The following is a 24688-nucleotide window of genomic DNA, read 5'->3' on the forward strand; positions in this document are numbered from 1 at the left end:
TGAAAGGTTAGATTTGGGATAGAATGCTACACACATTCTATCCCATATTAAAAGCTATTTGGCATCAGAGAAAATGGAGAATGTAAGATTATTTACATCTATGCCGTCCCAGGTGTAAGTACCGTCGCTAAAATCTGCAGAGCCTTGTAATACTCCGTTTGCAATCTGATCGGTAACTGTCTGCTGAATATTGCTGAAGTTAGCATCAACCACTTTTGGCAAAGTACCATCGCTAAATTTACAAACTTTGGAACCGGGGTTGGTGCAAAATAGCACATAATCATCGTCGTTTGGACGCCTTTCGTCAATCTCGTTACAAGTACCATTTCTATTCGTATTATCCTGATGGCTGGTATAGCATTTTGAAGCTTTACTTTCAGTAGTTGCACACACAGCAAAAATTGATAACGCTATTATTACTTTTTTCATAACTTGATTTGGTTTTAAAGTTTAGATTTTGAAAAATTACTTCGTGTTAGAGTTGGATTGTGTATGAGAAATTGTTAAGCTCTACTGCATCCCAATCAACGCGCGCTCCATCTACCACGATGCTTCCAGTAAGGTTTCCTTTCATGATCTGACCGGTAACAGCCTGGTCAACATCATCTAATTGCGTTTTACCCCACGGGTCCGTGTCCCATTTACAAGCCTTATCTCCGGGGTTCATGCAGCTCATTTGATGCGTATCATTTTCTGTAGAATGCGACCAGCCCACATCCTTGTAACCCCCAGTCGAACTTGGGTCACATTTGTTAATCACGATTGTTTTAGCATTGCCGGTAGCAAGAATACCCACTATTGCAAAAGCTGTCAGGATTACTTTTTTCATTTAGCGAAAAGTTGTTAGAATAATAAAAGAGAATTTCATAGTTTAATTAAGACCGCGTTAGATGGAGGAACAGTTTAAGTCTGCGTTATAAGAAATTTAGGTTATTGCAGAAAAAGATGTTGTTATTTTTCAAGCAATAGCTTTCAAATTTTCGAATAAAGGATTCAGGAAGTTTTGGCGATATGGTAAAGGTTTTAGATGCAAAGTAAAAAGCGGTTTTTAGATTTACAAAAAAATGATTAGCATATATAAATCATTTTAAATTAGTTTTTAACCCGCCATTTCAACCGTTTTTTAACGGTTTTTTGATCGGGCAAGGGATGGTTATATTTTAAATATTAATTATTTAAAATATGCCGAGAATTTGTACGATGGACTTAACAGAACGAGGGCTTACGGTGAACTATAGCTTATTAAATCAATTAGCTTTTGAATTGAGGTGCCTTTTAGCCAGAAGCCATTTGCACCTGCCTTCTTGACTTCTTCTGTACTGTGGGAGATAGATGATGCCGAGCAGGCGATTATCGTCATATCCGGCCAGCGTCTGCGAATTTCAGGGATAACTTCCATGCCCCCCATTTCCGACATGAACATATCCACAATGCAGGCAACAGGGCGCTTATCCAGTTTTTTTAATGATTTTAATAATTGCCGGCCATCAGCTACGGCGATTATAATCTCAAAATTGGCACGCCTTAGTGCATTACAGATGCCATCCCGCAGTTCATCGTGGTCATCTGCATAGGCGATCGTACCTAAGCAAGAAGTTGCAGTTTTCATTTGTTTGCTTTTATCAAAAGCGTCGGGCTTAAACAACATGAAACAGTTCGGCCTCGCCGCAGGCTTCATGTTACCGCTCCGGAAGCCCTTCCACAGGCCTGTACGCAAGCAACACTAACGCCCACGGCGAGGCCGCGGACGTTTAGCTGTTGACTTGGCTGCGTACACATCAATAGTGGAAGTATTGTCCGAAGCAGCTTCGTTCTATAGCTAAACGCTAATTTTATCGTCAAATGTTCTCCTTTGAGTTGAAGAACATATTTAACTGCAATGTTACATAGCCTAAAAGTAAAAAACCACCGTTAAAAAACGGGATTTTTCTATGATGATTCAAAACGTCAGGTGTCGTACTCGTTTTTCAATCTGCCTTAACTCCGAAATCCATTTATAGATATAAATCCTTAATGTCATCAAATTTGTAACCGGGCGTGAAGATGTAAAAGGATTCTATGTCACCATTTCCAGTCATGTCCACTTCCAGTTCGTCAAAATTGCCGTCTTCTCCGAAACTATCCGGGAAGGCTTCTATTTGCGTGTCCAGGCACTGGCGGTAAAAGTCTTCTTCATTCTTAAAACGGCTGCGCAGTGCAAGCGCCAGCACCGGGATCAGGGTAACATCTGAAATAGCAACCGCATTAGCTACAAGGCCACCTGGTTCCGCACGTAGTTTAGCGATTAATGCTTCAAAATCTTTCCATGAATTATCCATCGATTGTTTATGTCTCGCTTCCGATTCAAAATTGTCCTGCTGGTTTTTCCAATACTTTTTCCAGGAACTGTAAATATCAATGATTAGGTCGTCTTCTGTAATGTCATCGTGTTTATCAAACAGTATTTCCCAAATCTCGAAAGGTAGTTCGGTATAGACCATGCTCAGGTCATCCTTGAAGAAGTCTTTCAGGTCGCTGATCAGGTCGTCATAATGGCAGATACGATAGGTTTCGCCCTCATAATATGCATGCGCCCCATCTCCCTGGATAATCTGGAAATCTTTTGCGCTATGGCCCACAAATTGCAGGAATGCTTTCCGGTAATGATCGATAGTATGTTCAGGAACGATAGCCATATAAACTCCAATTTCGGTAATCACTATAATTAAATGTGGTAATAAAGTTATTGATTTTGACCTGGCGAATATCCTTTAGGTTAATTAATACCTGTCCCTGATATTTTTTCCTTTTGGCCATTCCCTTACGGGCCGGGCTATTCGCTGCAAGTCCTCTCCGCCACCGCGGATGCGGGCTTTACGCTGCTATCCCTAATGGATTTTCCTTTTTATTGCTTCGGTGTTTACATTTTTAAAATCCTTAAAAGGGCTGGCAGCTTAATGGATTAGATAAAATGATCCTTCTCGACCATATACCTTTTTCAATGCCGTCTTCATGGCTTCCACACACTTTATTCAAAGAGCCAGTATGCTATTGTCCCGTATCAAGAGCAAAGGTATGAACGTGTTTTTAACGGAGGCACAAGGTCATGCAAGTTTGAAAAGAAATCTCCACCCGTTGGGTAGTATTTCTTCCCAAAACCTTGCGCCTCCTAAACACTAACCTTTTTTGCTCGTGAACGAAACATAGCATACTCCGGCTCTTTAGACGAATAAAAAAAATGTCAGCCATGAAGAACTACAGCATTGAAAACGGTAAAAGGGAACGAAACAGCACCTCCTCTCATTACCGAATAAATCACAAAAAATCAATTCAGAACTAATCACTCCCAAAAACAGGAATTATGCAACAGATCACAGGAAGATTAACCGCAGATGCAACAGTTAAACAACTGGAAGGCGGCAGGCAGGTGGTAAGTTTTAATATCGCAGACAACCAGAGTTACCGACCAAAAGACGGCGGTGACAAAGTAGAAATCCCCACATTTTTTAGCTGTTCGTATTGGGTGAGTACCCGCGTGGCTAATGTACTGCGCAAAGGGGCAGTGGTACAGCTTAACGGCAGGGTAAGCGCAAGGGCGTACAGTACCAACACCGGAGAACTGGCAACCGCGTTGAATTTCCATACCAGTCGCATTGAGGTTTTGAGTTACGCAAAAGAAACCAATGCAGCCGCAAAAGAAACAGGTGGCAACAAGAAGGTTAAAGGCGGGAAAGCCAAAGCCGGAGAGGATAAAGAAGACCTCCCATTCTAATCTATTTCACTTCATTTTTTAACATCAAAATTTTATCAAAATGGCACATAATATTCATCATAATAGCAAGACAGGAAAAGACAGCTTTTTTAGCGTAAAGGAAAAAGCATGGCATGGCCTCGGCCAAATTGTACAGGAGTACCCAACCAGCGAGGAAGCTATGCGCTTTGCAGGGCTGGACTATACCGTAGAAAAACGCCCCCTGTTTACCTATGATACAGAAAACCACAATGGCGACCCCGAAAACGAATTGTTGATACCGGAAATAGAAGTCCCCAATCATTTTGCAACAGTGCGGACTGATACCGATGCGATTTTAGGCGTTGTGGGCAAGGATTACCATGTTGTACAAAACAGCGAAGCCTTCAGCTTTTTTGATTCTATTGTTGGCGGGGGGGATGGTATTCTATACGAAACAGCCGGTGCGTTGGGCAACGGTGAGCGCATCTTTATTACGGCAAAAATGCCGGATTACATCCGCGTAGGCAATGACGATGTAATCGAGAAATATTTATTTCTGACCACCAGCCATGATGGCAGCGGCAGTATTATGGCAGCTTTTACCCCTATTCGCATAGTCTGCAATAACACACTCAATATCGCGCTAAAAAACAATTCAAACATGGTGAAAATCCGGCACACCCTGAGCGCAGGCGACAGGCTGCGTGAGGCGCATAAAATTATGGGCATGGTCAACACACTATCCCCCATGCTGCAGGACATATATAACCATTGGGCAACAGTTCGCATTACCGACAGCCAGGTACAGCAGTTAATCAGGCAGGCGATGTGTCCAAATAAAGAGGTGTACAATATGCTGGCACATGGACAATTTGACGATACCTCAACCGCCTTTAAAAATATGTGCAATGATGCCTTTGAATATGCAATGAGTAGCGATACGCAGCAGCTTATAACAACCAAAGGCACCGTATTTGGCGCATTCAACGCGGTAACCGGCTATTTCCAGAATGTACGCAATTACGCAGATGATACCGCAAAAATGGATAACCTGATTTTTGGCGGCACCGCGCAACGGAAATCACAAATGGCCTTTGACCTGTGTAATTCATTTGCCACAGATGGTGCAGCCTGCCTGCTTATGAATTAGCACCCATGCGGGGGCGCAGCCGCAATAACAAGGTGCGCAATTTTTAAATCTTCAAATAGCTACAACCTTAATGACCAATGCAAGCCGTATGGAAAAGACAACCATCTATTACGAGATCAGTATAAATCTGACGCTAAAAAATAAAAAAGGCAAAATCCGTAAAGGGTACTATGAAACCGGATTGGGCAATACCTACGAATCTGCTTTATGGTATGTGTATTTCACGCTCAAAAAAAGAGGCTATCAGATTTTGGAGGTAAAAAGTGCCGTAGTCAAGGGGGTTGCATTTGCTTACAACAGTGCCGGCGACTCTGTAAAAGTCAACCTCGCAGACTGTATGCCTGCGATACCGGACGATCTGAATAAAGAAGTTCAAAACTTACCTAAAAAGAAATCATTATGAAACCGATCAATCAATTAACCAATGTAGAAATGGGAAGGTACATACACCAACTATTCCCCGAAGAAATGCCGCAGTTTATCGATTATGCAAAAAGCGTAAGTGAATTTGTGCAACAGGACGCAAAAAACAAAAAATGGGAAAACGACTTTTTGCCGCCGCAATTGTGGATGGATATAGCAAAGCATACCGAACAGGTAATACTCAAATATGGAGTGCAGTTGCATAAAAACAGTAGGCTTTTCAGCGATCAGTTATTCGATGGTTTCAATGCCATTTTTATAATGCATTGCCTCCGGCTATATACTACTACCCAACAATTAGCTAACCGAAAATTCAGTCTCGCGGTAGATCTGTTCTTCAATCCTTAATTAAAACAATTCAAAAATTATGGGCACCTACATGACCGTAGTCCTTAAAGGGGACTACCGGAACGATAAGTTCATCGACAAACTGAACGAAGACCTTTTTAAATTCTTCGGCTCAAACAATGACACCAAGTTCAATCCGTGGCATTTCCTACAGGAAGAAGCCGATTATATGAATACCGATCCCGAAGGGCTAATACAGTTAAAGGATTGGAAACGGCCTATATCGAAAGAAGCATTAGAGGCGAATTTCTTTTGGCTTAAACATGGTGAATTTTCATTTAAGCTATCGGGCGGCGGCAGCGATTCGGACGAAGCAAGGGACGCAGTAGCCGTTTGCAAATGGATTAGAAAGACCCGCAGCCAGTTTATTGACGAGAAAGCCTCTTTCAATTACAGTATGGGTACGGTGCAATCCTATCTCAACTATGTGTTTGAGGACGCAGGTTATGACCTGAAAAAATTATGGCAGCTACCCATTTACGAATTCTAAACAGGCTGCTATTAAATCAACTATTCAATACACAACTAAAATTCAAAAGATCATGACAACTATAGCAAAAAAAACAAAGACAGTGTCTCAAACAAAGAGCGCAGATACTAAGAAGAATCGCACCAATGGAACTGGCGGTAAAAAGAAAGAAACTATTATTGTTACGGCGCCAGCCACCCCTGTACAACCCGTGTCGCAAATTGTCAAAAGGGGGGACATTGATTTCAGCCCCTTACAGTATCGCAAATATTATTCGGAAAAAGCGCTACTGGAATTTGCCGAAGATTTAAAACAACATGGCATCCTTCATGCTTTAACCGTTCGACAAACGATTGAGGGGCGTTACGAATTGGTTGCAGGTGAGCGCAGGCTAAGAGGCGCAGAAATTGCAGGTTTGGAGGACATCCCCGTTGTTGTGCGGGAACTGACCGATATAGAAGTGCGGGAGATACAACTGTCCGAGAACATGCATCGGGAGAACCCGCATCCGATGAACGAGGCGCAGCAGATTGGCGAAATGCAATTGGCTTACAAATCTGTGGACGAAGTGGCCGGACGGTTGGGCAAATCAAAGCAGTTTGTTTATAGTCGTATCAAGCTGCTGTCCCTGATCGAGCCGCTTCGTGAAATGTTTATCGCAGACGCTATACGTTTACAGGAAGCATTGGAGATCGCGGTATTGTCTGACGAATCGCAACAACAGTTCTATAATCAAAATTGTCAGGAATGGCGCGAGGATGCGGATTTTGAATTGAGCGATTTGAAATGGACATTGAACAGGTATAAAGCGAACCTCAAAAATGCGCCGTTTAATACCGAGGACGAAACCCTGTTACCCAATATGGGTGCTTGTACTAACTGCCCGTTTAATTCGGCCAGCCTAAGCGAATTGTTCCCCGACCTGGCTAAAGCGGCTACTTGTGATAACAAACAATGTTACCAAAACAAATGCGGAGCGCATCAAAAACGCCTGATAGTGCAGGCTTTTGAATCCGATCCGCAGGCCTTAATTTTCGATTTTCAGCCCACAGAAGATGTTACGGCTATTCTGGAAACAATACCGGCCGCGCTGGAACTGCCGCAGTTCTTCCGGCATCAGGTACACACTTATACCATTCCGCAGGAACCCATACCGGATTATTTTAGGCAATGGAATGAACCGCAAAATAATTTAGCAGACGAGGATAATTTTGATGATGATGAATACGGAGACGAGGAATTTGAGGATGGTGACGAGCAGACAAATGAGCCGTCAGTAACATCAGAGGTTCGGGAGCCTGTTTTTGATGAAGAGGCTTATCAGGAAGCATTAGAAGAATATCGGTTAAAAAAGGATGATTTTGATAACCAGCTTGCCAATGGTAACATGCAAAGAGGGGTTTATTTCAGCAGGAATGGTATAACTATTATATTCTTTATGGAAAATACCGCCGACAGCTTCAAAAACATCGAGCCTTCCCGCGAAGCAGTAACCGCTAAAGCTGTCAAAGAAGCAGAGAAACAAGGCAATATCACTGTTGCGCTTTACGATGGAGAAATTGAGCGTTTACGTACAAGAGAGAAACGCGCCAAAGAGATCGATAGTGAAAAATTCCAACTGGATCTACACAAGCTGTATATAGATTTTAATAAAGAGGAAAGTAATGCAATTCCCACAGATGCAGATCAGGCGGCAGCCAAGCTAATCATCTTTAATTCTTTGGGATGGAGCGGCCAGCGGGATTTTGCGGGGGCATTGGGTATTACCCACCTGACCCATACCGAAGAATACCGGACGGCTTTATACGAGGCTTTGCAGAACCTGAGTGATACCGATTACCGTTATCTGATAAGAATAGCATTAGGCCGCACAAACGATGTCAAACACCCCAATACAGCAGATGCTTATTTTCTACTCAAAGTTTCGGAAGAAGCAGGGGTTAATGTGGCCGCATTGAAAAAAACGTATGCGGAAAAGACCGCTATTCGGGAAAGTAAGATGGAAACCAAAATCTTTGAAGTTGAAAGAAAGAAGGAAATTTTGACCAAGAAAGATGAAGTGTTAATTTAACTAATAGTAAGCAAGCCCCCCACATTGCGGGGGCTTCTTTCTTTTCCCGAACACAAAAGAAAGAAGCAAAGAAAACTACGGCGAGGATTGTAATAACGATCATTTTGTAATTTTGCAAAGATCACACCGCCCTGATTAATGGAGTTAAATTTTAATAGCCATGAAAATCATTTTGTATATAATAGGATTGGTGCTGATAGCTCTCTCTGTTTATGGCCGCTACTGGCGTGGCAGGCGCATTTTTGAACGCCGCAATATTGCCGGAATACAGGAGTTTAAAAGCTACAATGATTCACTGAAGAAGACTTATTTTGAAAACCTGATGCATTTCCTCGGGGTCTTCTCGTTAGTGTTAGGTATCATTGTTTTGCTGTTTGCCTACTTTGGATATGATGACTTCCTGCAATGGATGCAAACGCATCAGCACTAATAACTCAATTCTACTGTATAATCTTCAATAGGTATATGCTGATTTCAGTCGAACCGGTCGTCTTTTTTGACTTGGATGCGATCATATGCTTCACTAAGATATAGCAGGTCGTAATTAGTTATTTTGTACTCATCCAGGTGCATCTCAAAACTAAATTTTTTCTGTTGCTCTATTTTATCTGTATCTCTTACTTTGATTAGTATTTCAGTTAAAGTAATTTTATTGTTCTTTATTATCTGAACTATGGTGTCCCAAGTATGGAGATCAATAAAGAACAGGTTTTCGATTGGCAAAAGCGCAATTTGTTCGGCTGTTTTTAATTTCTGTGTTTCCTCTTTCAAAAATTGATTCCATACATCTCCTGAGTTGCCGATATAAAGCCTTTTATAAGTCACAATAATTCCAAATGCTTCTTCTTTTAGTTGCAACGTCTCCACTACATCCAGCATTTGACTTGTGTACGCTTTGACAATATTTTTGCGGAATTCATTGGCAAGGTTATCATCGGTTGGATTAATACCGATGATCGGTTTTAGTTCTATTGCTTTCGCTTCCACAAGTATGTTGCCGTCGATGATAAAGTCCACTACTTTTTGATCCTTGCCTAATATCGATTTAAGATCATTCTCGGTCTTAAATGATGCGTTTATTTCTTTTAACCCCAGGTTCATATATTTTTCCATTCGGCCACCAAATTCAGTGGAAAAATGTTCGTCCCTATTTTTCATAAAATCATAGATGAAGTAATTCGCTGTGGGGGTCAGTATGTCTTTGTGAGGAATTACGATTTTACCGTCAAAAGCAAAGAACGGATACCTGGTGAAAAATGATGTGTCAAATATCTGCAGGTCATAGTTTCGTACCATTCTTTTATCTTCTTCAAATATCTCTTTGGCATTATCCTGCGAAACAGTAAGTAGTTTTCGGAAATCCTTCGCTATAGTCGCACCATACAGATCGACGATAATATTAGTTACGTCTTCATAGAGTTGGCTATCAAATTTCATTTTCGTCAGGTGGTCCTGTGTGATAACCAGCCAGTAAATAAAAAGGATTTCGAGGAATACACTCAAATCGAGGTTGGTCAACTGCTTAAAGCTTTTCGCTATGTCGTATTTATGCTTCAGATCATAGAATAGGATAAGCTGGCTTGCGAAAGAGTGCCTCCAGGCATTTTGCTGATATTGCAATTGCTGCACGGAAAGTATGGTAAGCATTTTATTGATCTTGCCGCCATTCGTCTTCAGGTTAAATGTCCGGTGTGACATTTCCAGGTCACTTAATGAGTTCAAAAGTTTATGTACGTCATTCTTGTTTGCGTTTTTGGATGGATAAGACTCACCGGCAAATTCAAGTGTCCATTTTAATAGGGTTAGCGAGTGCCAAAATGCCTGCGGTCTTTCAGAGGTTTCCTGCTCTTTTAATATTTGAAGTAGGTGCGTAGTTAATGAATGATAACTGAATGTCCTGATTTTATTGCGGATAGGTTTAAAGTCCATAACCAAAAATGGGGATTCTTCCCCTTTTTCTATCTCTATATTTGATAAAAAACTAGACTAAAATCTTCGTCGGTCTGAAATATCATGACGATTATAAAATACAAGGAAGTCATTAATTGAAATTAAATTGCTACCAACTATACCAACTAATAATTCGGTGGCATTTCCTGGGCTTTAAGTCCCTCGCCAAGTAATGTCCTCTGCGACTTTTAAATACATAAGATATTTTATACATTAGCAATTAACTTTTATCACATGACGAAGATTATCGAAGCTCTGACTGCAAAATCGAAACTAAAGCGAAAGATACGGCAGCATTTAAAAAAGTTGGGCTTCGCAAAAACACCAGATGGAAATTTGGTACTTCCTTCCTTTGATAAGCAAATGATTAGGAATTTGCATTCTGCCCAGCGTCGCGAACGCATTCAATTTAATAAAACCTTTATTGATGGAAATTTTTCAAAGTTGATAAAATATTTTGCCAATGGTGATGAGGTTAAACCTGAAGCAATAACACCAGTATTAAAAAGAGTTTGTGGCAATGGATGGGAGGCGAAATTATTTCGACTTGCATCTCTGACATGGTCTGTACCAGTTTCTAACGGCTTTGGTCGCCGACTTCGTTACCTCGTTTTAGATCAACACAATGGAAAACTTATTGGCCTTATAGCAATTGGTGATCCTGTTTTTAATCTCTCTGTTAGAGACAATTTTATCGGTTGGAATTCGAATGATAGAAGTCAACGTCTAGTTAATATAATGGATGCCTATGTTTTGGGCGCTATTCCGCCTTACAACATGCTATTGGGCGGGAAGTTGATCGCTAGTTTGCTTAGAACTAGAGAATTATATGATGATTTTAAAAAAGAATACGGAAGTTCAAGGGGTATCATTTCTGGTGAAGAAAAAGCGGCTCGGTTATTAGCTGTTACGACTTCTTCTTCAATGGGAAAGTCAGCGGTATACAATAGGATCAAACTTGATGGCCAAAAATATCTCACGTCTATAGGATACACAAAAGGATGGGGTCATTTTCATATCCCCGAAAATATCTTTTCAGATATGCGAGAATATTTAAGAGCCATAGATCATCCTTACGCTGATTTACACCAATTTGGTGATGGACCAAACTGGAGGCTAAGGACAGCAAGAGCGGCACTTGATGCGTTAGGGTTCCGAGAAGATTTACTGAAACATGGCATTGGTCGTGAAGTTTTTGTATGTCCCCTTGCTGAAAATGCGATAGACATCCTAAAAACTGGAAAGGGAAAGCCAAATTTAAAATCGCTATTATCGGTCCGAGAAGTCGCTGAGTTAGGCTTACAGCGTTGGATAATACCTCGATCCATCACAAGGCCGGAATATTTGCTTTGGAAAGCGGTCGACATAAAAACGCTTATACTTAATCCTGAACAATTTCAGAAAAGCCAGTCAAATGACATTGATCTAAATGTTGTTAGAACAGCTTAATATATCTAATGCAGCTACAATATCTTTGGCTGAATGGCAACGATTGCTTGTTGCCCATTTTACTTTTCTTGCGAAAAGTCGAAAGGAAAAAAATAGATCAGTCTTTGCACTTGAGCATGGTCTACGACCCTCACAGGTAAAAATAATCACTACTCGTTTAATTGATGACCATCGCCTAAATGCAATTAATAAATCCTATTGGCTTTTATGGGTTGTTTACTCTACCGAATTGGGATATGAATATGTTGGGGATGAATATTGGCAAAGCTTTGAAGAAAAATTACGTTACTGGGATTCATCTCACAGAGAAAGTATTCGTTGGGCCTTTAAAGAATTTCAAAAGCAATTCAATGGGATTACGCCTTGTGGTACGTGGGCTAATAATTTCTCCATAATATCTTGGCCAATTACTAACGCGATCCTGCCTGAAGATTTACAATACCAGTTTGCAAAGCTCTTGTTTCTCTGTAGGTATACCCTTAAGAACGTATCCCATCAAAACGCAAGTTATATAGGAAAATTACTTGGAAAGTTTGCTTATGAATTCAGTTCATCAAGATTCCTTAATTTTTTGCAGAACGAAGAGCTAGTTGGGCGCATTGCGTTGGCATTGTTAGCTCACAATAATGATGTTCAATCAGAAGATTTTATTTACAACATCACGCTTAAAAGAATCATTGCGGACATTGAAAAAAAACAGAACGCCCGGGATCTCATGCATGGAGCCCGACGAGAAATCAAGCCGAGGATATTAGGTGCAGCTAATCACGATAAAAGCAAAAATAATGTCGAAGGTGTAAATCGCTCGATCAACACTACAAGAAATCCATCTATAAAACCAAAATTAGCTTTACAACGTGTGTCTGAAAACAAATGGGCAGTCACTATAGAGATTCCGCGTCTTGCCGATATCATTGACACACCTTTGATTATTGAATTACTTAAAAAATCTAGGGTAAAAATTGCCGGGGTAAATAGCAATTGGTTACCTGCAGACATTTTATTAGGGGCATCGCTAAAGCGAAAACTTTCAGAATGGCCGCTAGAAAAGCCCTTACTATATTTTGAAGACAAAGAATCCTCGCTATTTGATCTTACTAACAATATCAGTATTTCAAATGCTCCTTGGTTATTCCAGCTTGGTACAGATGGTCAGGTTGTAGAGGTTGTAAATAAAAATATCGAAGTGGCGCACGAGTATCTAATCCTTACATACAATGACCAGTGGCCAGAAAGCAAATTATTATTCGACTCTAACATAGACTGCAAAGGGATCTACGCCAGGCATATTAAAATCCCAGAAATGCTTGCCGAAGCGGACGAGAAGTTACTAATTAGTTTAGGGCTTAACATACAAAAGAGTATACGGATTTGGCCAGCTGGCTTGCCTGCATATTTTTGGGATGGTAATGGGTCAGGTGAATGGCTTGCAACTGAAAGCCCATGTTTGGGAATAGTGGTAGATTATGATTTTGAAAAACTAAAAGTCAGCTTGGGCCAGGCTAACACTTACTTTCCTGGCAAAACATCTGGGAATCCAACCTTTATACGGCTAAATCCACTGCCGGTTGGCTCGCATACTTTGAAAATAAACCTATACTCGGCCGGTTCTATAAAAGAAAACGTTGAATGTTATGTAAATCTTGAAATAAGGAATCCCGAAACTTGGGTTCGGGGCACAACCATGCATAATGGGCTTGCTTTTCAAATTGATCCTTATAGCGATGATTTAGATGAACTTCTTGGAGGTAAAATTCAGGTAAAAGTATTTGGCCCTCAAAACAGATCGATAATCCTTAACCTGGATTTTTTTATGGGTAAGGAAATCGTAAAAACGATTTCTTCAAAGCCAATACCTTTTCCCTTTAATCAAGGTGAGTTAAAAAAAGTATGTGAGCAGGCTATTAAGGATGATGCGGTAATCTATTCACAAAAACTGCGATTGAGGATATATTGCGAAGATCTGGGACATAAAGACTTAATATTTACAAGGAAAATACCACCTCTTCGTTGGTTTTTTAAATCTGTTGACCGATCACCCTGTTTGAAACTTGTAGATGAAACTGATAGCGATCAATCGCTCAAGGTTTTATTTTTTGACTTAAGTGAACCAGAGATTGAAAAAGACATATCAACAGAAACATTTTCACAACTTGTAAGTTTAAAATCGAGATGCGGATTGTTTCTTGCCAGACGAGGCGAGCATCAAACCAGTATCGTAATAAGTCATACCGACAGAGTGCACGGTTTTGACGCCCTATCAATCGCACCGAAATTAAATGAAAATCGTGATCTGCATATTCCCGGCTATCTTTCCTTCATAAAAACGTGGATTACTGCTCGTTCATCTGGGATCTTATCCCAAATCCATCAGGAAAAGGTTGTTGAAGCATCTACAATCAAGCTATTCTCTCATTTATGTGGTACTCGCTGGGCTAATGGAGAAAAGGAGTTCATTGACGGGAGCAACATTATTAGGTCTATCGAGAACCTGGCGCGTATTGTTGAAAACCCAACCATCCAAAACACAATTAAAAATAAGCTATTAGATATGCAGTACAGGGAGGTCGATATATCTGAAATTAGTTTCTGGTTAAATAGATTGTTTAAACGTTATAACATCTGTGCTTCAGATCCTTTAATTTCTTTCGCAATGGATTTCGCATCGAGACCTTTGTCGTTTGCAGGAAACTATGATCAAAAGTTTTCTTCAATGATTAATCACTTGATCGCAAATAAAAGTATTCTTCGTAGTTGCCGGTTGGTGGTGCTCTCAACAGCAAAATATATTGATCCTAACAGAAATTATCCTCTTCTATTACCATCAGGCTGGCAATGATAAACGAAATAACAAAAGACGAAGTATTGACATTGGCAGAGGAGTCGCTGCATTTGCCTAAATCAGGAAGTGTGGATGAAACTTTGGTCGCAAATTGTCTGCGCCGAATTGCAAGCTACAAGTGTCCGTGTTCCATAAATGCACTAATTAGTGAGGGACAACGGTCGCTTAAATTTCTTTCCGATAATGATAGTATATATCAGCAAGAGATCGAGCGGATTATAAATCTACTTATTGTGGGCGGAGATTTCCTGGAATTAACAGATGTAGTGACGCCGGAATCTAATGTAAAAGGTACGTGGATATTTGTAGCTCCCCCGTCGTTCGTAATACGGCCTAATGGAACTATCTTCCTTTTTGGGATAGGTCCCGATGGTGATATACCCATTTCATCACTTCTTGATCGAGTAAATTATGACGGTTGTAAGCGTTTCCTGATATCATTGGAAATGGAGAATCTCCCGGATAAATTAACTGATTATGGTTTATCGCAAATAAGCGAATCATCATGGCTGAAGCTGCCTCGTAAATCAACAGCACAACAATGTATTGAAGAGTTCGATAATTTACTAGCATCTGCCTCTTTAAGTGAACACATTCCAGAGGTAATGGTACTTGATAGGGGCAAATGGATTTCAGCAACTGCGCAGAACGGCAAATTCATTGCAAGAAGACCTCAGTGGTATGGTCCTAAATCTTGGTGCTATGCAGAAGTTGAAAACGGCAGAGTGAGAAAGTTTATTGATTTTCCATTGCGATATAATGGCATTCCGCAGAGACAATGCGACGTCGCTTGGTTACTACAATTAGCTATTGACGAAAATATTAATAAACCCCAGGAATTTACAATGCAAGTTGACGGGTTAAACTCAATTTTTAGCTTTTATTCTCCTATTCCACTTTGGGCTGAACGAAGATTGTTAGCCATGGGCCAAGCGACGAAACAAAAAAACTGTTTATTTTCATATATAATTCCCAATACCGAGGCACTTGCGGAAGAGGCATTTTTGTGTGAGTACTTATGGCTCAAGAGAAAAGACATAACACTATGACAGCATCAGTTACAAAAAACATTACAGAATTGCATGCAGCGCTATCTGATTATATAGAGGCGACTTATCACATAAGCCATCCCTCTCTCGTTGTGCAGAGGAAGGCTCTTTTGAATGCAGTCGGTATTATTCACCAAAAGCCCTATATTGAGTCAACGCCCAAATACTTAAGTGGTAGAAAATTTGCTGAAATACCTGGCCTTCCTAAAGAAGTTATCGAGCTTTTTGAGGCACTTGCAAATAGTTCTAACGGCCATGACAGGATAATATTTGACCCACCTTATAAACATCAATGGGAGTCAGTAGAAGGAATTCTGGTTAAACAAAAAAATCTGATGATAATGACCGGAACCGGCTCGGGTAAAACCGAATCGTTTCTTCTGCCCATTATTGGCAAGTTAGCTGCGGAAGCTTCCATAACTACAGAAAGTTTTAAAAATAATGGCGTTCGTGCACTGATCCTTTATCCAATGAATGCTTTGGTCAATGATCAGTTAGGTAGGGTTCGCAATTTGTTTCAGGATAGTCGATTGAAATCTTTCTTTAAATCGAAAGCAGGTAGAATACCAACCTTCGCTCGATATACAAGTAGAACACCATATCCAGGTGTGCGAGATGCGAAGAAAGATCAGAAGCGTTTAAAGTCATTTGAAGAATTCTATATATCAATTGAGCAAGCTACAACTGATGAAAATTCTGAAACCAGACAGAAAGCAATAAAGCTTATGGTTGAATTGAAGAAAAAAGGCAAATGGCCAGCAAAGCCGAGTATTTCGGAGTGGTATGGGACACGAAACACACACTGGCAAAATTCATCGGGTGATTATTTACGAGCTATTACCTTACCGGAGGATTCAGAATTAATTACAAGACAAGAAATCCAAAGATCTGCGCCGGATTTATTAATTACAAACTATTCAATGCTTGAGTATATGCTCATGCGTCCAATAGAACAAACAATTTTTGAACAGACATCAAAATGGCTTGCAGAAAATAAAAATGAAAAGTTCCTTATTGTAATTGATGAAGCGCATTTGTACCGAGGGGCTGCTGGTGCAGAAGTTGGGCTTCTGCTTCGACGATTACGAACAAGGCTAGGTATTACAGAAGATCGGTTCCAGGTAATATGTGCGACAGCAAGTTTTCAGGACCATGATTACGCGTTGCGTTTCGCAAGTGAATTATCCGGTAATGCTAAAGAGAGTTTTATTCCAATTACCGGCAGTTATAACTATCAAAAAGTTGATCTCTATGATGCTGAATGGGAGGCAAAACGCTTATCAGGAATCGATCTGGAACGATTTTATGAAGGGATTGAGGCCGAACGGATGAAGTTTATAGAAAACTTTATAAGAGATCAAGGTGTCAACCCACTTGAAAGCGTCGAAGCTTCTCTTTATGAGGCTTTAAAAAATTACGCCCCGTTAGCAAAGCTAGTCAACTTGACAATGGGACAAGCGATACCAATAGATAATCTTGGCGTAGAAATTTTCCCCAATGTAGATACCAAAATTTCTGATCGTGCAGTCGCAATTTTACTTGCTTTGGGAAGTTTAGCAAAGCAAACCAAAAGTGAGGCTGGTTTGCTGCCATGCCGCGTACATACTTTCTTCAGGGGGTTACCAGGTCTTTGGGCTTGTATCGATCCAAATTGTATCGAAATCGAGGATGAAAATAGATCACTCGTTTGTGGGAAAATTTATAGCCAGCCAAGGTCGCGATGCGATTGCGGCGCACGTGTTTTCGAACTTTTTACCTGCAGAAATTGTGGCACTGCGCATATACGAGCATATACTGATAATATTGAGAATCCAAGTGCCCTTTGGTCAGAGCCTGGAAACAATATTCGATTAATCGGATCCAATGTTATAGACTTATTCCCTTTAGACCTGCTTCTTGAAACGCCAGTACATGCAAACAAAACAGAACCTGCCTTTCTTGACATTAAAACAGGGAGATTAAATCCTAACGATCTTGGTGATTCTTTCCGCCGCGTTTATATAAGAAGAGAGAGGCAAGTTTCGGAAGAACAGGATGATGAAAACGAGATAGGAGGTGAGGGAGAAGTTGAAGAGACCTTAGGCATGTTCGTCACATGCTCTGTATGTGCCAAAAGCGGCGGTTCAAGAGAAAGCGCAGTACAGGATCATCAAACAAAGGGCGATCAGCCATTCCTGGCGCTTCTTTCAAGGCAAATTCAAATTCAGCCTCCCAATTCTGCAGAAGCAACACGTTTTGCACCTCTCCGAGGTAGGAAGGTGCTTATCTTTTCAGATTCTCGTCAGGTAGCTGCAAAGCTTGCTCCCAACCTACAAATGTATTCTTTGAGAGATTCTGTGAGACCGCTTATGGTTTGGGGATTCAGAGCAATGGCTAACAATCCACTAATTGCAGAAAGCCTTTGCCTTGATGATGCTTATTTGGCTGTCCTCATTGGCGCAAATAAGTTTAAATTACGCCTTAGACCAGAATTATCAAGTAGCCATAATTTTTTTTCTATTGAACAACGCGTTCGCAATGAAATAGAAAACGGGGTGTTAGATAATGAGATGAAGTTTTTTCAGTTCTACGTTAAATACCGCACAGAAGAACCGCCAGAGTCATTATTAAAGGAAATAGTAGGGGCAATTTATGACCGATTTACAGGCTTGGAACCTCTCGCGCTTGCGACAATCTGCATAAAAAAAGAGTTTACAGATAAGATAGTCTCGCTTCCTTCAATAGAGCCAATAGCAACAACTAATGAAACTAAACTTGCTTTAGCGAACTTCTGGATTCGTTGCTGGCAAAGCTCAGGCTACTGGATAAAGGGTATGCCTCCTAATTGGTGGAAACCAGCCGAAGGCCGACATAGGCAAGGAGTGCGGCCTCACAAAGGCAACTTTAAAGCGGTGGATCAACTTATTGGTCAGACAGGGAAAAGAATATTTAATACGCACTGGTTACCCGAACTGAAAAACCTAGCTGATGACCTCGATGGAGTTTTTAGAATGTCAGGAAAAAATTTGTCTTTGGACTTTGGCAATAACTGGGTTCGTTGCAGCACATGTTCTTCGGTTCACAGGCCGATCACGAGTGTTAATAGGTGCTTAGATTGCCACAGCTTAGCCATCGAGACACTCAATCCTGATGAAAATGCAGTATTCGTAGCTAGAAAAGGGTATTATCGTTCACCCGTCAAAGGAGTTTTTTCGGACCCTCCCACTGTTCCTATGGCACTTGTTTCTGCCGAGCACACGGCTCAATTAAATTCTCCTCAAAGTGAAGATGTATTCTCTAAAGGAGAGGAAAATGAATTACTTTTTCAAGATATTAATGTTGAGTGGCCCCTTGGAACGAATAATGCCTGCGCTATTGACATTCTCTCAAGTACCACCACAATGGAAGTTGGTATTGACATCGGCGCATTGTCTGGAGTTGCACTTAGAAACATGCCTCCCGGTCGCGCCAACTACCAACAGCGTTCAGGCCGCGCGGGAAGACGTGGTAATTCCATTGCGACAGTTGTTGCTTATGGTAGTGTTGACAGTCACGATGAGCATTATTTTTCGCATCCACAAGAGATGATTTCTGGCAAAGTCGTTGATCCCATTATCACATTAAATAACATAGATATCGCAAAACGACATGTTCGAGCATTCTTGCTGCAAAAGTATCATCAACAAAGACTTCCGATATTTCTTCCATCCCATCACAAGGCAAATTTGTTCTCCGTATTGGGTACAGTAAAAGACTTCATATTAGATACTACGACAATAAATAGGAATAACTTTTTAGCCTGGCTCAATAAGGAAACGGCTAATCTAAAAGATCAGATTGGTTCATGGATTCCAAATGAATTAAGCAATCAAGATAAGGAGGATATTCTCTCAAACTTTGTACAGGATGTTATCGAAGCGATTGATGAAAGTATTGATTATGCACTTGTACGAAGTCAGTTAGTACCAGAGTCTTCGAGCGAAACTAATGAAGAGGAAGATATTGAAGCAAACGAACAAGCCGATCTTGGTAAAATGAATTTAAGTGATGGCCTGCTTGATAGGCTGCTATATCGCGGGAAACTACCCCGATATGCTTTTCCTACAGACGTGGCTACATTCTACATTTTTGATCAAAACAATTCTACTCAATACAAAACGGCTTTTAAATTTGTGCCGTCACAAGGCCTTCCGATTGCATTATCTCAATACGCGCCTGGAAAACAGGTTTGGGTTTCCAACAAATGTTATACTTCAGGCGCAATTTACTCTCCGATTCCTGGTGAACTCGCTGAGGCTTGGAAAAAGCGAAAGTTGTACTATGAATGCGTCAATTGCGGATTCGCAAAAACCGAAGCTTATGATTCTGAAAGGCGTCATCAAGTTTCTAACTGTGATGCTTGTGGGGAGGAACTTAACCAGCCATTTGTATGGTTACGTCCTCCCGGCTTTGCTCATCCGGTCGATGTTGCAGAAGAAACATCACCCGATGGTATGCCCGAAGTTAGTTATGCTACAAGGGCTAAACTATATATGCCTTTTCCCGATCCTAATAAATGGAAAGTAATAAACAATCGGGTTGCCGGATTAAGTGTCCGAACTCATCTTCTAATTTCAAATACAGGTCCAAGTCGAGAAGCATATCAATATTGTGTCCGTTGTGGTCGAATAGAATCCGAAGCTACTTTTACTGGTACCCTAAATGGCGAACATCCAAAGCCCTTTCCTGACGAGAACCCTACCTGTCAAGGTGGATTACGATCGACAATTGTGTTGGGTACAGATTTTATAACGGACGTATGTCTTTTATCAATTGACCTGGCGCCTACAATTAGGCTATCTCCTGGTTCTTATACTACAAATGTTGCTTTGCGAACAGTCTGTGAGGCACTGTCCAAAGCCGCTTCACAGATGCTGGAAATTGAAGCTACTGATATTATGGCGGAATACAGGCCTGCACTCACATCAAACATCAGCGGCAGGATTGGGGATGTTGTGGAAATCTTTCTTTATGATACGCTTCCAGGAGGGGCGGGCTTTGCATCACAATTAGTAGATCGTGGAGCAGAACTGTTTGCACGTGCCTTGAATATTATGGAATCATGCCAGGAAAACTGTGACTTGTCCTGCTACAGATGTTTACGGTCATTTAAGAATAAGTTTGAACACCGAATGCTGGATCGTCATGTGGGCATTGATCTCATAAAGTTTATATTAACAGGATCTTTACCGGCGCTCGATGACCGACGAATACAGCGTGCAACTGCTGACTTATTTGAAGATTTACAACGTAATAACTTGGGGGATATAGTTTTAACGACCAAGTTACCTGGATCCGAAAATGACAACATGGATATGATTTTTGCCGTGAATGAGGAGGAGAAAGAATTTGTGATTAGCGTCTCAAATCCTTTAATTCCGACGGTGCCTTTAAGCGTAACTGTGCAGGCATTAATAAATGAAAATAGTGGAATTACTGTTTTACCAATCGATGAATATCTGGTAAGAAACAATTTACCTTCTGCCACACAATGGGTGTTGCAAAAAATTCGCAATGTTGATGTTTGAATCTGACCGAAGCGGTCGTTATTTTTAAAATGATCTTAATATGTTTGTGCAATCAGGGCACTTAAATTATTATGCAAACTTCAAAGTGAATTTTTATAACTGAACAAAAACGGTGATGTTTTGTATTCCGACAGTATTAAATCTAATTACGCCCCCTATATTCATATTTTCTGCTTCTAAGACCTAACCAATATTTATAAAGTTGGGCAAAATAAAAGATGTTTTCATGTGGCGTTACATTTTCATGAATTATGCCATTTGAAATTAAAATAGATTTCAAATCATCAATATTTTGACTTTCAAGTTGCTCCTTATATTCATTAAGAATTGCCTGAAGCAACTCATGTAATTCGGTTTTGGTCAAGAATATTTGTTTAAAATTGTCTCCCTTCTCTCTTAGGTAAATAAAAATAAATTCCAAGTCTTGATTAAAATCCTCTCTAACAAGATCATTAAAGTGCTGGATGACTGCATTTTCCCTGTTTTCTCTTGACGCGTAATATTGATACTTAATAATGGGAGGAATTTGAGTCGATTGGTCCTGTAATGCTTCATCAATCGAACCATCAATAAGGTTAATAAAGGGTCTTAAGCTAATTGACTGCTGATCTGCATTTGTTAAATTAAAATAGAACCAGTCAAATGTTTTACCAAGAAAACCACCTGAATAACTTTTAACCTCCTTTCCAAAAAATGTGGACATAAATGGGTCAATTTCATTTCTCAGGAGATTCAATTGGTTATTGTTTTTTTGTAGAAATTTAGGCGTGTTTTTAAAAAAACGTTCTTCAAACTTGCCACTCAGTTCCATTATTTGAAAGAGTGCCTCGTAAGAGTGTTTATTCGAAAAAATCAATTTAAAAAAGTAGGCATAAACTTCTTCTCGCGACCACTCAATTTTAATAATATTGTTTTCAAGCCTGGTAGTATTTGTCCCAATAAGTCGATTATATAAGTCCGTTCTAATGAATATTTTCGCCGTAATATTTTTGAACCTATTAAGGCTATCCCACCAATAATCAATCAGTGGCGAAACTGTCTCACGCCAAAAGATCGGCTTAATCAAATTGTCGAGTTGGTCATAAAGGACAACAAGAAAACTGCTTTTTTTATTTAAGAACTCATCCAATACCAGGAGTTCCTTTTCAATAATCGCTAATTTATTTTCATCATTAATCAATGAGTCAAAGCGTTGTTTGGTTTCGATTGGGCTTTCAAAAGGCTTTATATAAGAAGCTAATTGAGAATCTGACAAATAATTCAACCGATGTTTGGCGTCCAGAAAAATGGAATGCCAAGTATAAACTAACCAGAAGTTTTTAAAGTAGTGATTCTTGTCTTCAATTTTTGATAATTGAATTTGATCGAAATCAAATGATTTCGGTTCTGCTTTCCCCTTTAGGGAAATAATATCAATAAATCGAAAATCCTTATTAGGATCTTCCTTCGCTCGCCTCAATAATTCTCGTTTAACTGATTGGAGCTTGGGGTCTCTTAGCGCTTTATAGAGATAAGTTTTTCCGGTCCCTTTAAATCCCTGAATGAGAAACTTATTCTTGTCAAACAATTTACTCATTTGGTCCCTATAGAAAAAAGTATTAGGATTTACGTCGGCATCTTCTGCAAATAATACAGGATTATCGTTTTCATTTCGCAGAGTCGCTTTAAGGTTCTTTAAAATTAAATTTTTTAATTGACCCATCCTTCGAGGATCTTTAATTTGGGGGATGGTAAAAATCTTTGCTACTGACTTAGATTCATTAAAAGCTCTGAAAATGGCATTAAAATCATTAAAAGATTTATTTCTGATTAAGCCTATGTGATTGCTAAAATCGGTACTCTTTGAAGTTTCATTATTAATGCCTAGCTTTTCAAGAGTATGGTTTCTGCTTAATTTATAAAATGAAGGTAATTTCGTCTCATCGGAAGGACCAATATTTTTATATTTATTTTCTTGGAGAAATTGTACATATTGACCGATTTCTGATACAAATGCATTATGAAACATTTCACTGCTGTTGGGATTAGCGGGCAAAATAGAATTTACGAGTACTAATTCGGTATCATTATTATTTTGGTTGTTTAGTTCATAGAACTTATCTAACAGAAAGCGCAATCCTGGTTTTGTTTGTTCATTACTTCCAAAAAAACCAACTATGAGATTTGATAAAATAAGAGCCGTAATTGCAAATACGTCATTAAAACCTGTTCTGGAATCAATGAGTATAATATCCGGATTAACTTCATCGCGAACTTTCTCAAATAACACCTTAAAACCTTCTATAAGTGCTCCCTCTGCAAGATCAATTCTTGAAAGGCCTTCGAGGTATTGATCTCTATGAGTTGTATAGTTATCTGATCCTTGAATTGTACTATCACTTAAATTGCCTGCTGGAATTACAGAAATTTTTTTCGCCCATGATTGAAAATGTGATGGGGATATTAAGTAATCCTTAATGTTTATCTCTTTTTTGAATGCATGGTCAACCAAAAATTCAACAATCCCATTTTTCTCACCCGATTTTAATATTTCATTGTGTGAAAAGTCAAAGAAGTTTAAATATCCCGGTGCTTCCAGATCACAATCAATAATGCAAACTTTTTTATTGTAATTGATCGCTAAATCCAAAGCATAAGAAGTTAACGTTGTCGTTCTTCCCATCCCTCCCTTGTAAGAGTAGAATGTCACAATTGGAATAGGGAATTTGCGATTCACCTCGTAAAATGAATTTGGCTTTTTATCGAGCAATGAATTGAATCTATATTTGAGTCCAAAGTCAATTGGTTGGGATGCTTTAAACGATTCAGACAAATAGCTATATTGTTGTATTTCGGCATTAGAAAAACGTTTAAAGTTTACATAGTAATCCTTGTATTTCGTTTCTAATTCAGAAATTAAGGATTGGGATGTCGTGATTATATAGACATCTATTTCCAGGTTCAACCTTATAAAAATCCGATAATCCTCAAGTTGGACTTCTTTCTTGGATTGTAGCTCTTTATTTAATTTGTCGGCTACCTCTAATATCTTTATCATCCTACAATTTTCATTAAACCGTTATACAAAATATCTGTTAACTCCACGAATTTTTTAACATTCGCAAAGGTCAATTCAACGCCGGAATATCTTTCGGTCGGCAAATGATATCTGACTTCAACATTCCAACTAAAAAATAGCTTTTTAGCATCATTATCAACTGGCGCGGTTCTGTCTATTAGGGGTAATCCACAGGAAGAAAATTCCCGTTTCAAAATATCTATATTTCTATGAAACTCATGTTGCGAAGCCCAATATTGATAGGTTCCTCCGTTCCGTCTTGGTACATGAGGGAAAAACGTAAAATCGCATCTGCCGCTAAAGGTATGATCTAATTCCTGTACGGATGGTTTTGTCCATCTGTAATGTTTGAAAATGGAATAATTAATAATAGATTCAAGCGTGTAACCAGACAGGTAAAAGACATTATGCAGCGTTGCCTGCGTATTATTTGGTTGTAGGATATCCGCGCTTGTATTGCCTACTGTATGTAAGAGGTGTATAGCGTGTAATATCGATTTGCAGGTTGAAAGATGCTTAATAGAGGATTCTTGGTAATTTTTGAAATCCATTATTATTAAAGTGATTAGGTTGCCAAAGGCAAGGTAGTAAAATATTTACTATTCTATCACTTTAATAAGT

General features: G+C 39.7%; 18 protein-coding genes. 11 read left to right on the forward strand and 7 right to left on the reverse strand.

Annotated features, from left to right (window positions below; translation table 11 throughout):
- Window positions 1–54: 54 nt before the first annotated feature.
- The 4 genes from ACEN9X_RS09380 to ACEN9X_RS09395 form a co-directional block, all read right to left on the reverse strand.
- On the reverse strand, window positions 55–429 hold the full coding sequence (locus ACEN9X_RS09380) for a hypothetical protein (RefSeq protein WP_413670121.1): 375 nt from the start codon (window positions 427–429) through the stop codon (window positions 55–57).
- 46 nt (window positions 430–475) lie between these two features.
- Window positions 476–829, reverse strand: coding sequence for a hypothetical protein (locus tag ACEN9X_RS09385; RefSeq protein ID WP_413670122.1), 354 nt, complete (start codon window positions 827–829; stop codon window positions 476–478).
- 393 nt (window positions 830–1222) lie between these two features.
- Entirely contained in the window at window positions 1223–1609 is a 387-nt protein-coding gene (locus ACEN9X_RS09390; protein ID WP_413670123.1) for a response regulator, read from the reverse strand.
- A gap of 385 nt (window positions 1610–1994) precedes the next feature.
- The gene (locus ACEN9X_RS09395) at window positions 1995–2699 is read right to left on the reverse strand and encodes a hypothetical protein (protein ID WP_413670124.1); all 705 of its coding nucleotides are present in this window, start codon (window positions 2697–2699) and stop codon (window positions 1995–1997) included.
- Between the two features lie 641 nt (window positions 2700–3340).
- Here ACEN9X_RS09395 and ACEN9X_RS09400 point away from each other — a divergent pair.
- The 7 genes from ACEN9X_RS09400 (at window position 3341) to ACEN9X_RS09430 (ending at window position 8603) form a co-directional block, all read left to right on the forward strand.
- A complete protein-coding gene (locus tag ACEN9X_RS09400; RefSeq protein WP_413670125.1) occupies window positions 3341–3751 on the forward strand; it encodes a single-stranded DNA-binding protein in 411 nt (136 codons plus the stop codon).
- A 40-nt stretch (window positions 3752–3791) separates the two neighbouring features.
- Window positions 3792–4862 (forward strand): DUF932 domain-containing protein, encoded by a 1071-nt coding sequence (locus tag ACEN9X_RS09405; protein WP_413670126.1) that lies wholly within the window; start codon window positions 3792–3794, stop codon window positions 4860–4862.
- 88 nt (window positions 4863–4950) lie between these two features.
- Window positions 4951–5265, forward strand: a complete 315-nt coding sequence (locus tag ACEN9X_RS09410; protein ID WP_413670127.1) for a hypothetical protein — start codon at window positions 4951–4953, stop codon at window positions 5263–5265.
- On the forward strand, window positions 5262–5633 hold the full coding sequence (locus ACEN9X_RS09415; protein WP_413670128.1) for a hypothetical protein: 372 nt from the start codon (window positions 5262–5264) through the stop codon (window positions 5631–5633). The genes ACEN9X_RS09410 and ACEN9X_RS09415 overlap by 4 nt, the downstream gene beginning before the upstream one ends.
- Window positions 5634–5664: 31 nt before the next feature.
- Window positions 5665–6123: a hypothetical protein gene (locus tag ACEN9X_RS09420; protein WP_413670129.1), complete on the forward strand. Its 459-nt coding sequence runs from the start codon at window positions 5665–5667 to the stop codon at window positions 6121–6123.
- A gap of 52 nt (window positions 6124–6175) precedes the next feature.
- On the forward strand, window positions 6176–8173 hold the full coding sequence (locus ACEN9X_RS09425) for a ParB/RepB/Spo0J family partition protein (RefSeq protein WP_413670130.1): 1998 nt from the start codon (window positions 6176–6178) through the stop codon (window positions 8171–8173).
- 160 nt (window positions 8174–8333) lie between these two features.
- Window positions 8334–8603 carry a hypothetical protein gene (locus ACEN9X_RS09430; RefSeq protein WP_413670131.1) on the forward strand — a complete coding sequence of 90 codons (270 nt, stop codon included), beginning with the start codon at window positions 8334–8336 and terminating at the stop codon, window positions 8601–8603.
- Window positions 8604–8647: 44 nt separating this feature from the next.
- On the opposite strand, the gene ACEN9X_RS09435 is transcribed toward ACEN9X_RS09430, so the two are convergent.
- Window positions 8648–10102: a hypothetical protein gene (locus ACEN9X_RS09435; RefSeq protein WP_413670132.1), complete on the reverse strand. Its 1455-nt coding sequence runs from the start codon at window positions 10100–10102 to the stop codon at window positions 8648–8650.
- 255 nt (window positions 10103–10357) lie between these two features.
- On the opposite strand from ACEN9X_RS09435, the gene ACEN9X_RS09440 reads away from it, so the two are divergent.
- The 4 genes from ACEN9X_RS09440 to ACEN9X_RS09455 are packed head-to-tail and all read left to right on the forward strand — an operon-like array spanning window position 10358 to window position 21009.
- Complete coding sequence (locus tag ACEN9X_RS09440) at window positions 10358–11572, forward strand: Druantia anti-phage system protein DruA (protein WP_413670133.1); 1215 nt, start codon at window positions 10358–10360, stop codon at window positions 11570–11572.
- Complete coding sequence (locus tag ACEN9X_RS09445; protein WP_413670134.1) at window positions 11553–14411, forward strand: hypothetical protein; 2859 nt, start codon at window positions 11553–11555, stop codon at window positions 14409–14411. The genes ACEN9X_RS09440 and ACEN9X_RS09445 overlap by 20 nt, the downstream gene beginning before the upstream one ends.
- Complete coding sequence (locus ACEN9X_RS09450; protein WP_413670135.1) at window positions 14408–15463, forward strand: hypothetical protein; 1056 nt, start codon at window positions 14408–14410, stop codon at window positions 15461–15463. Before ACEN9X_RS09445 ends, ACEN9X_RS09450 begins: the two co-directional genes overlap by 4 nt.
- On the forward strand, window positions 15433–21009 hold the full coding sequence (locus tag ACEN9X_RS09455; RefSeq protein WP_413670136.1) for a DEAD/DEAH box helicase: 5577 nt from the start codon (window positions 15433–15435) through the stop codon (window positions 21007–21009). Before ACEN9X_RS09450 ends, ACEN9X_RS09455 begins: the two co-directional genes overlap by 31 nt.
- Before the next feature lie 142 nt (window positions 21010–21151).
- Here ACEN9X_RS09455 and ACEN9X_RS09460 read toward each other — a convergent pair whose 3' ends face one another.
- Together ACEN9X_RS09460 and ACEN9X_RS09465 are read right to left on the reverse strand one after the other, a co-directional pair.
- Window positions 21152–24046 (reverse strand): KGGVGR-motif variant AAA ATPase, encoded by a 2895-nt coding sequence (locus ACEN9X_RS09460; protein ID WP_413670137.1) that lies wholly within the window; start codon window positions 24044–24046, stop codon window positions 21152–21154.
- On the reverse strand, window positions 24043–24618 hold the full coding sequence (locus tag ACEN9X_RS09465) for a hypothetical protein (RefSeq protein ID WP_413670138.1): 576 nt from the start codon (window positions 24616–24618) through the stop codon (window positions 24043–24045). Before ACEN9X_RS09465 ends, ACEN9X_RS09460 begins: the two co-directional genes overlap by 4 nt.
- Window positions 24619–24688: the final 70 nt, after the last annotated feature.

Source organism: Mucilaginibacter sp. Mucisp86 (genome assembly GCF_047324315.1).
Classification (GTDB): domain Bacteria; phylum Bacteroidota; class Bacteroidia; order Sphingobacteriales; family Sphingobacteriaceae; genus Mucilaginibacter.

Coding starts and splice junctions, on each gene's coding strand:
- ACEN9X_RS09380 (WP_413670121.1), bottom strand. CDS start 429: ATGAAAAAAGTAATAATAGCGTTATCAATTTTTGCTGTGTGTGCAACT.
- ACEN9X_RS09385 (WP_413670122.1), bottom strand. CDS start 829: ATGAAAAAAGTAATCCTGACAGCTTTTGCAATAGTGGGTATTCTTGCT.
- ACEN9X_RS09390 (WP_413670123.1), bottom strand. CDS start 1,609: ATGAAAACTGCAACTTCTTGCTTAGGTACGATCGCCTATGCAGATGAC.
- ACEN9X_RS09400 (WP_413670125.1), top strand. CDS start 3,341: ATGCAACAGATCACAGGAAGATTAACCGCAGATGCAACAGTTAAACAA.
- ACEN9X_RS09405 (WP_413670126.1), top strand. CDS start 3,792: ATGGCACATAATATTCATCATAATAGCAAGACAGGAAAAGACAGCTTT.
- ACEN9X_RS09410 (WP_413670127.1), top strand. CDS start 4,951: ATGGAAAAGACAACCATCTATTACGAGATCAGTATAAATCTGACGCTA.
- ACEN9X_RS09415 (WP_413670128.1), top strand. CDS start 5,262: ATGAAACCGATCAATCAATTAACCAATGTAGAAATGGGAAGGTACATA.
- ACEN9X_RS09420 (WP_413670129.1), top strand. CDS start 5,665: ATGACCGTAGTCCTTAAAGGGGACTACCGGAACGATAAGTTCATCGAC.
- ACEN9X_RS09425 (WP_413670130.1), top strand. CDS start 6,176: ATGACAACTATAGCAAAAAAAACAAAGACAGTGTCTCAAACAAAGAGC.
- ACEN9X_RS09430 (WP_413670131.1), top strand. CDS start 8,334: ATGAAAATCATTTTGTATATAATAGGATTGGTGCTGATAGCTCTCTCT.
- ACEN9X_RS09435 (WP_413670132.1), bottom strand. CDS start 10,102: ATGGACTTTAAACCTATCCGCAATAAAATCAGGACATTCAGTTATCAT.
- ACEN9X_RS09440 (WP_413670133.1), top strand. CDS start 10,358: ATGACGAAGATTATCGAAGCTCTGACTGCAAAATCGAAACTAAAGCGA.
- ACEN9X_RS09445 (WP_413670134.1), top strand. CDS start 11,553: ATGTTGTTAGAACAGCTTAATATATCTAATGCAGCTACAATATCTTTG.
- ACEN9X_RS09450 (WP_413670135.1), top strand. CDS start 14,408: ATGATAAACGAAATAACAAAAGACGAAGTATTGACATTGGCAGAGGAG.
- ACEN9X_RS09455 (WP_413670136.1), top strand. CDS start 15,433: ATGGCTCAAGAGAAAAGACATAACACTATGACAGCATCAGTTACAAAA.
- ACEN9X_RS09460 (WP_413670137.1), bottom strand. CDS start 24,046: ATGATAAAGATATTAGAGGTAGCCGACAAATTAAATAAAGAGCTACAA.
- ACEN9X_RS09465 (WP_413670138.1), bottom strand. CDS start 24,618: ATGGATTTCAAAAATTACCAAGAATCCTCTATTAAGCATCTTTCAACC.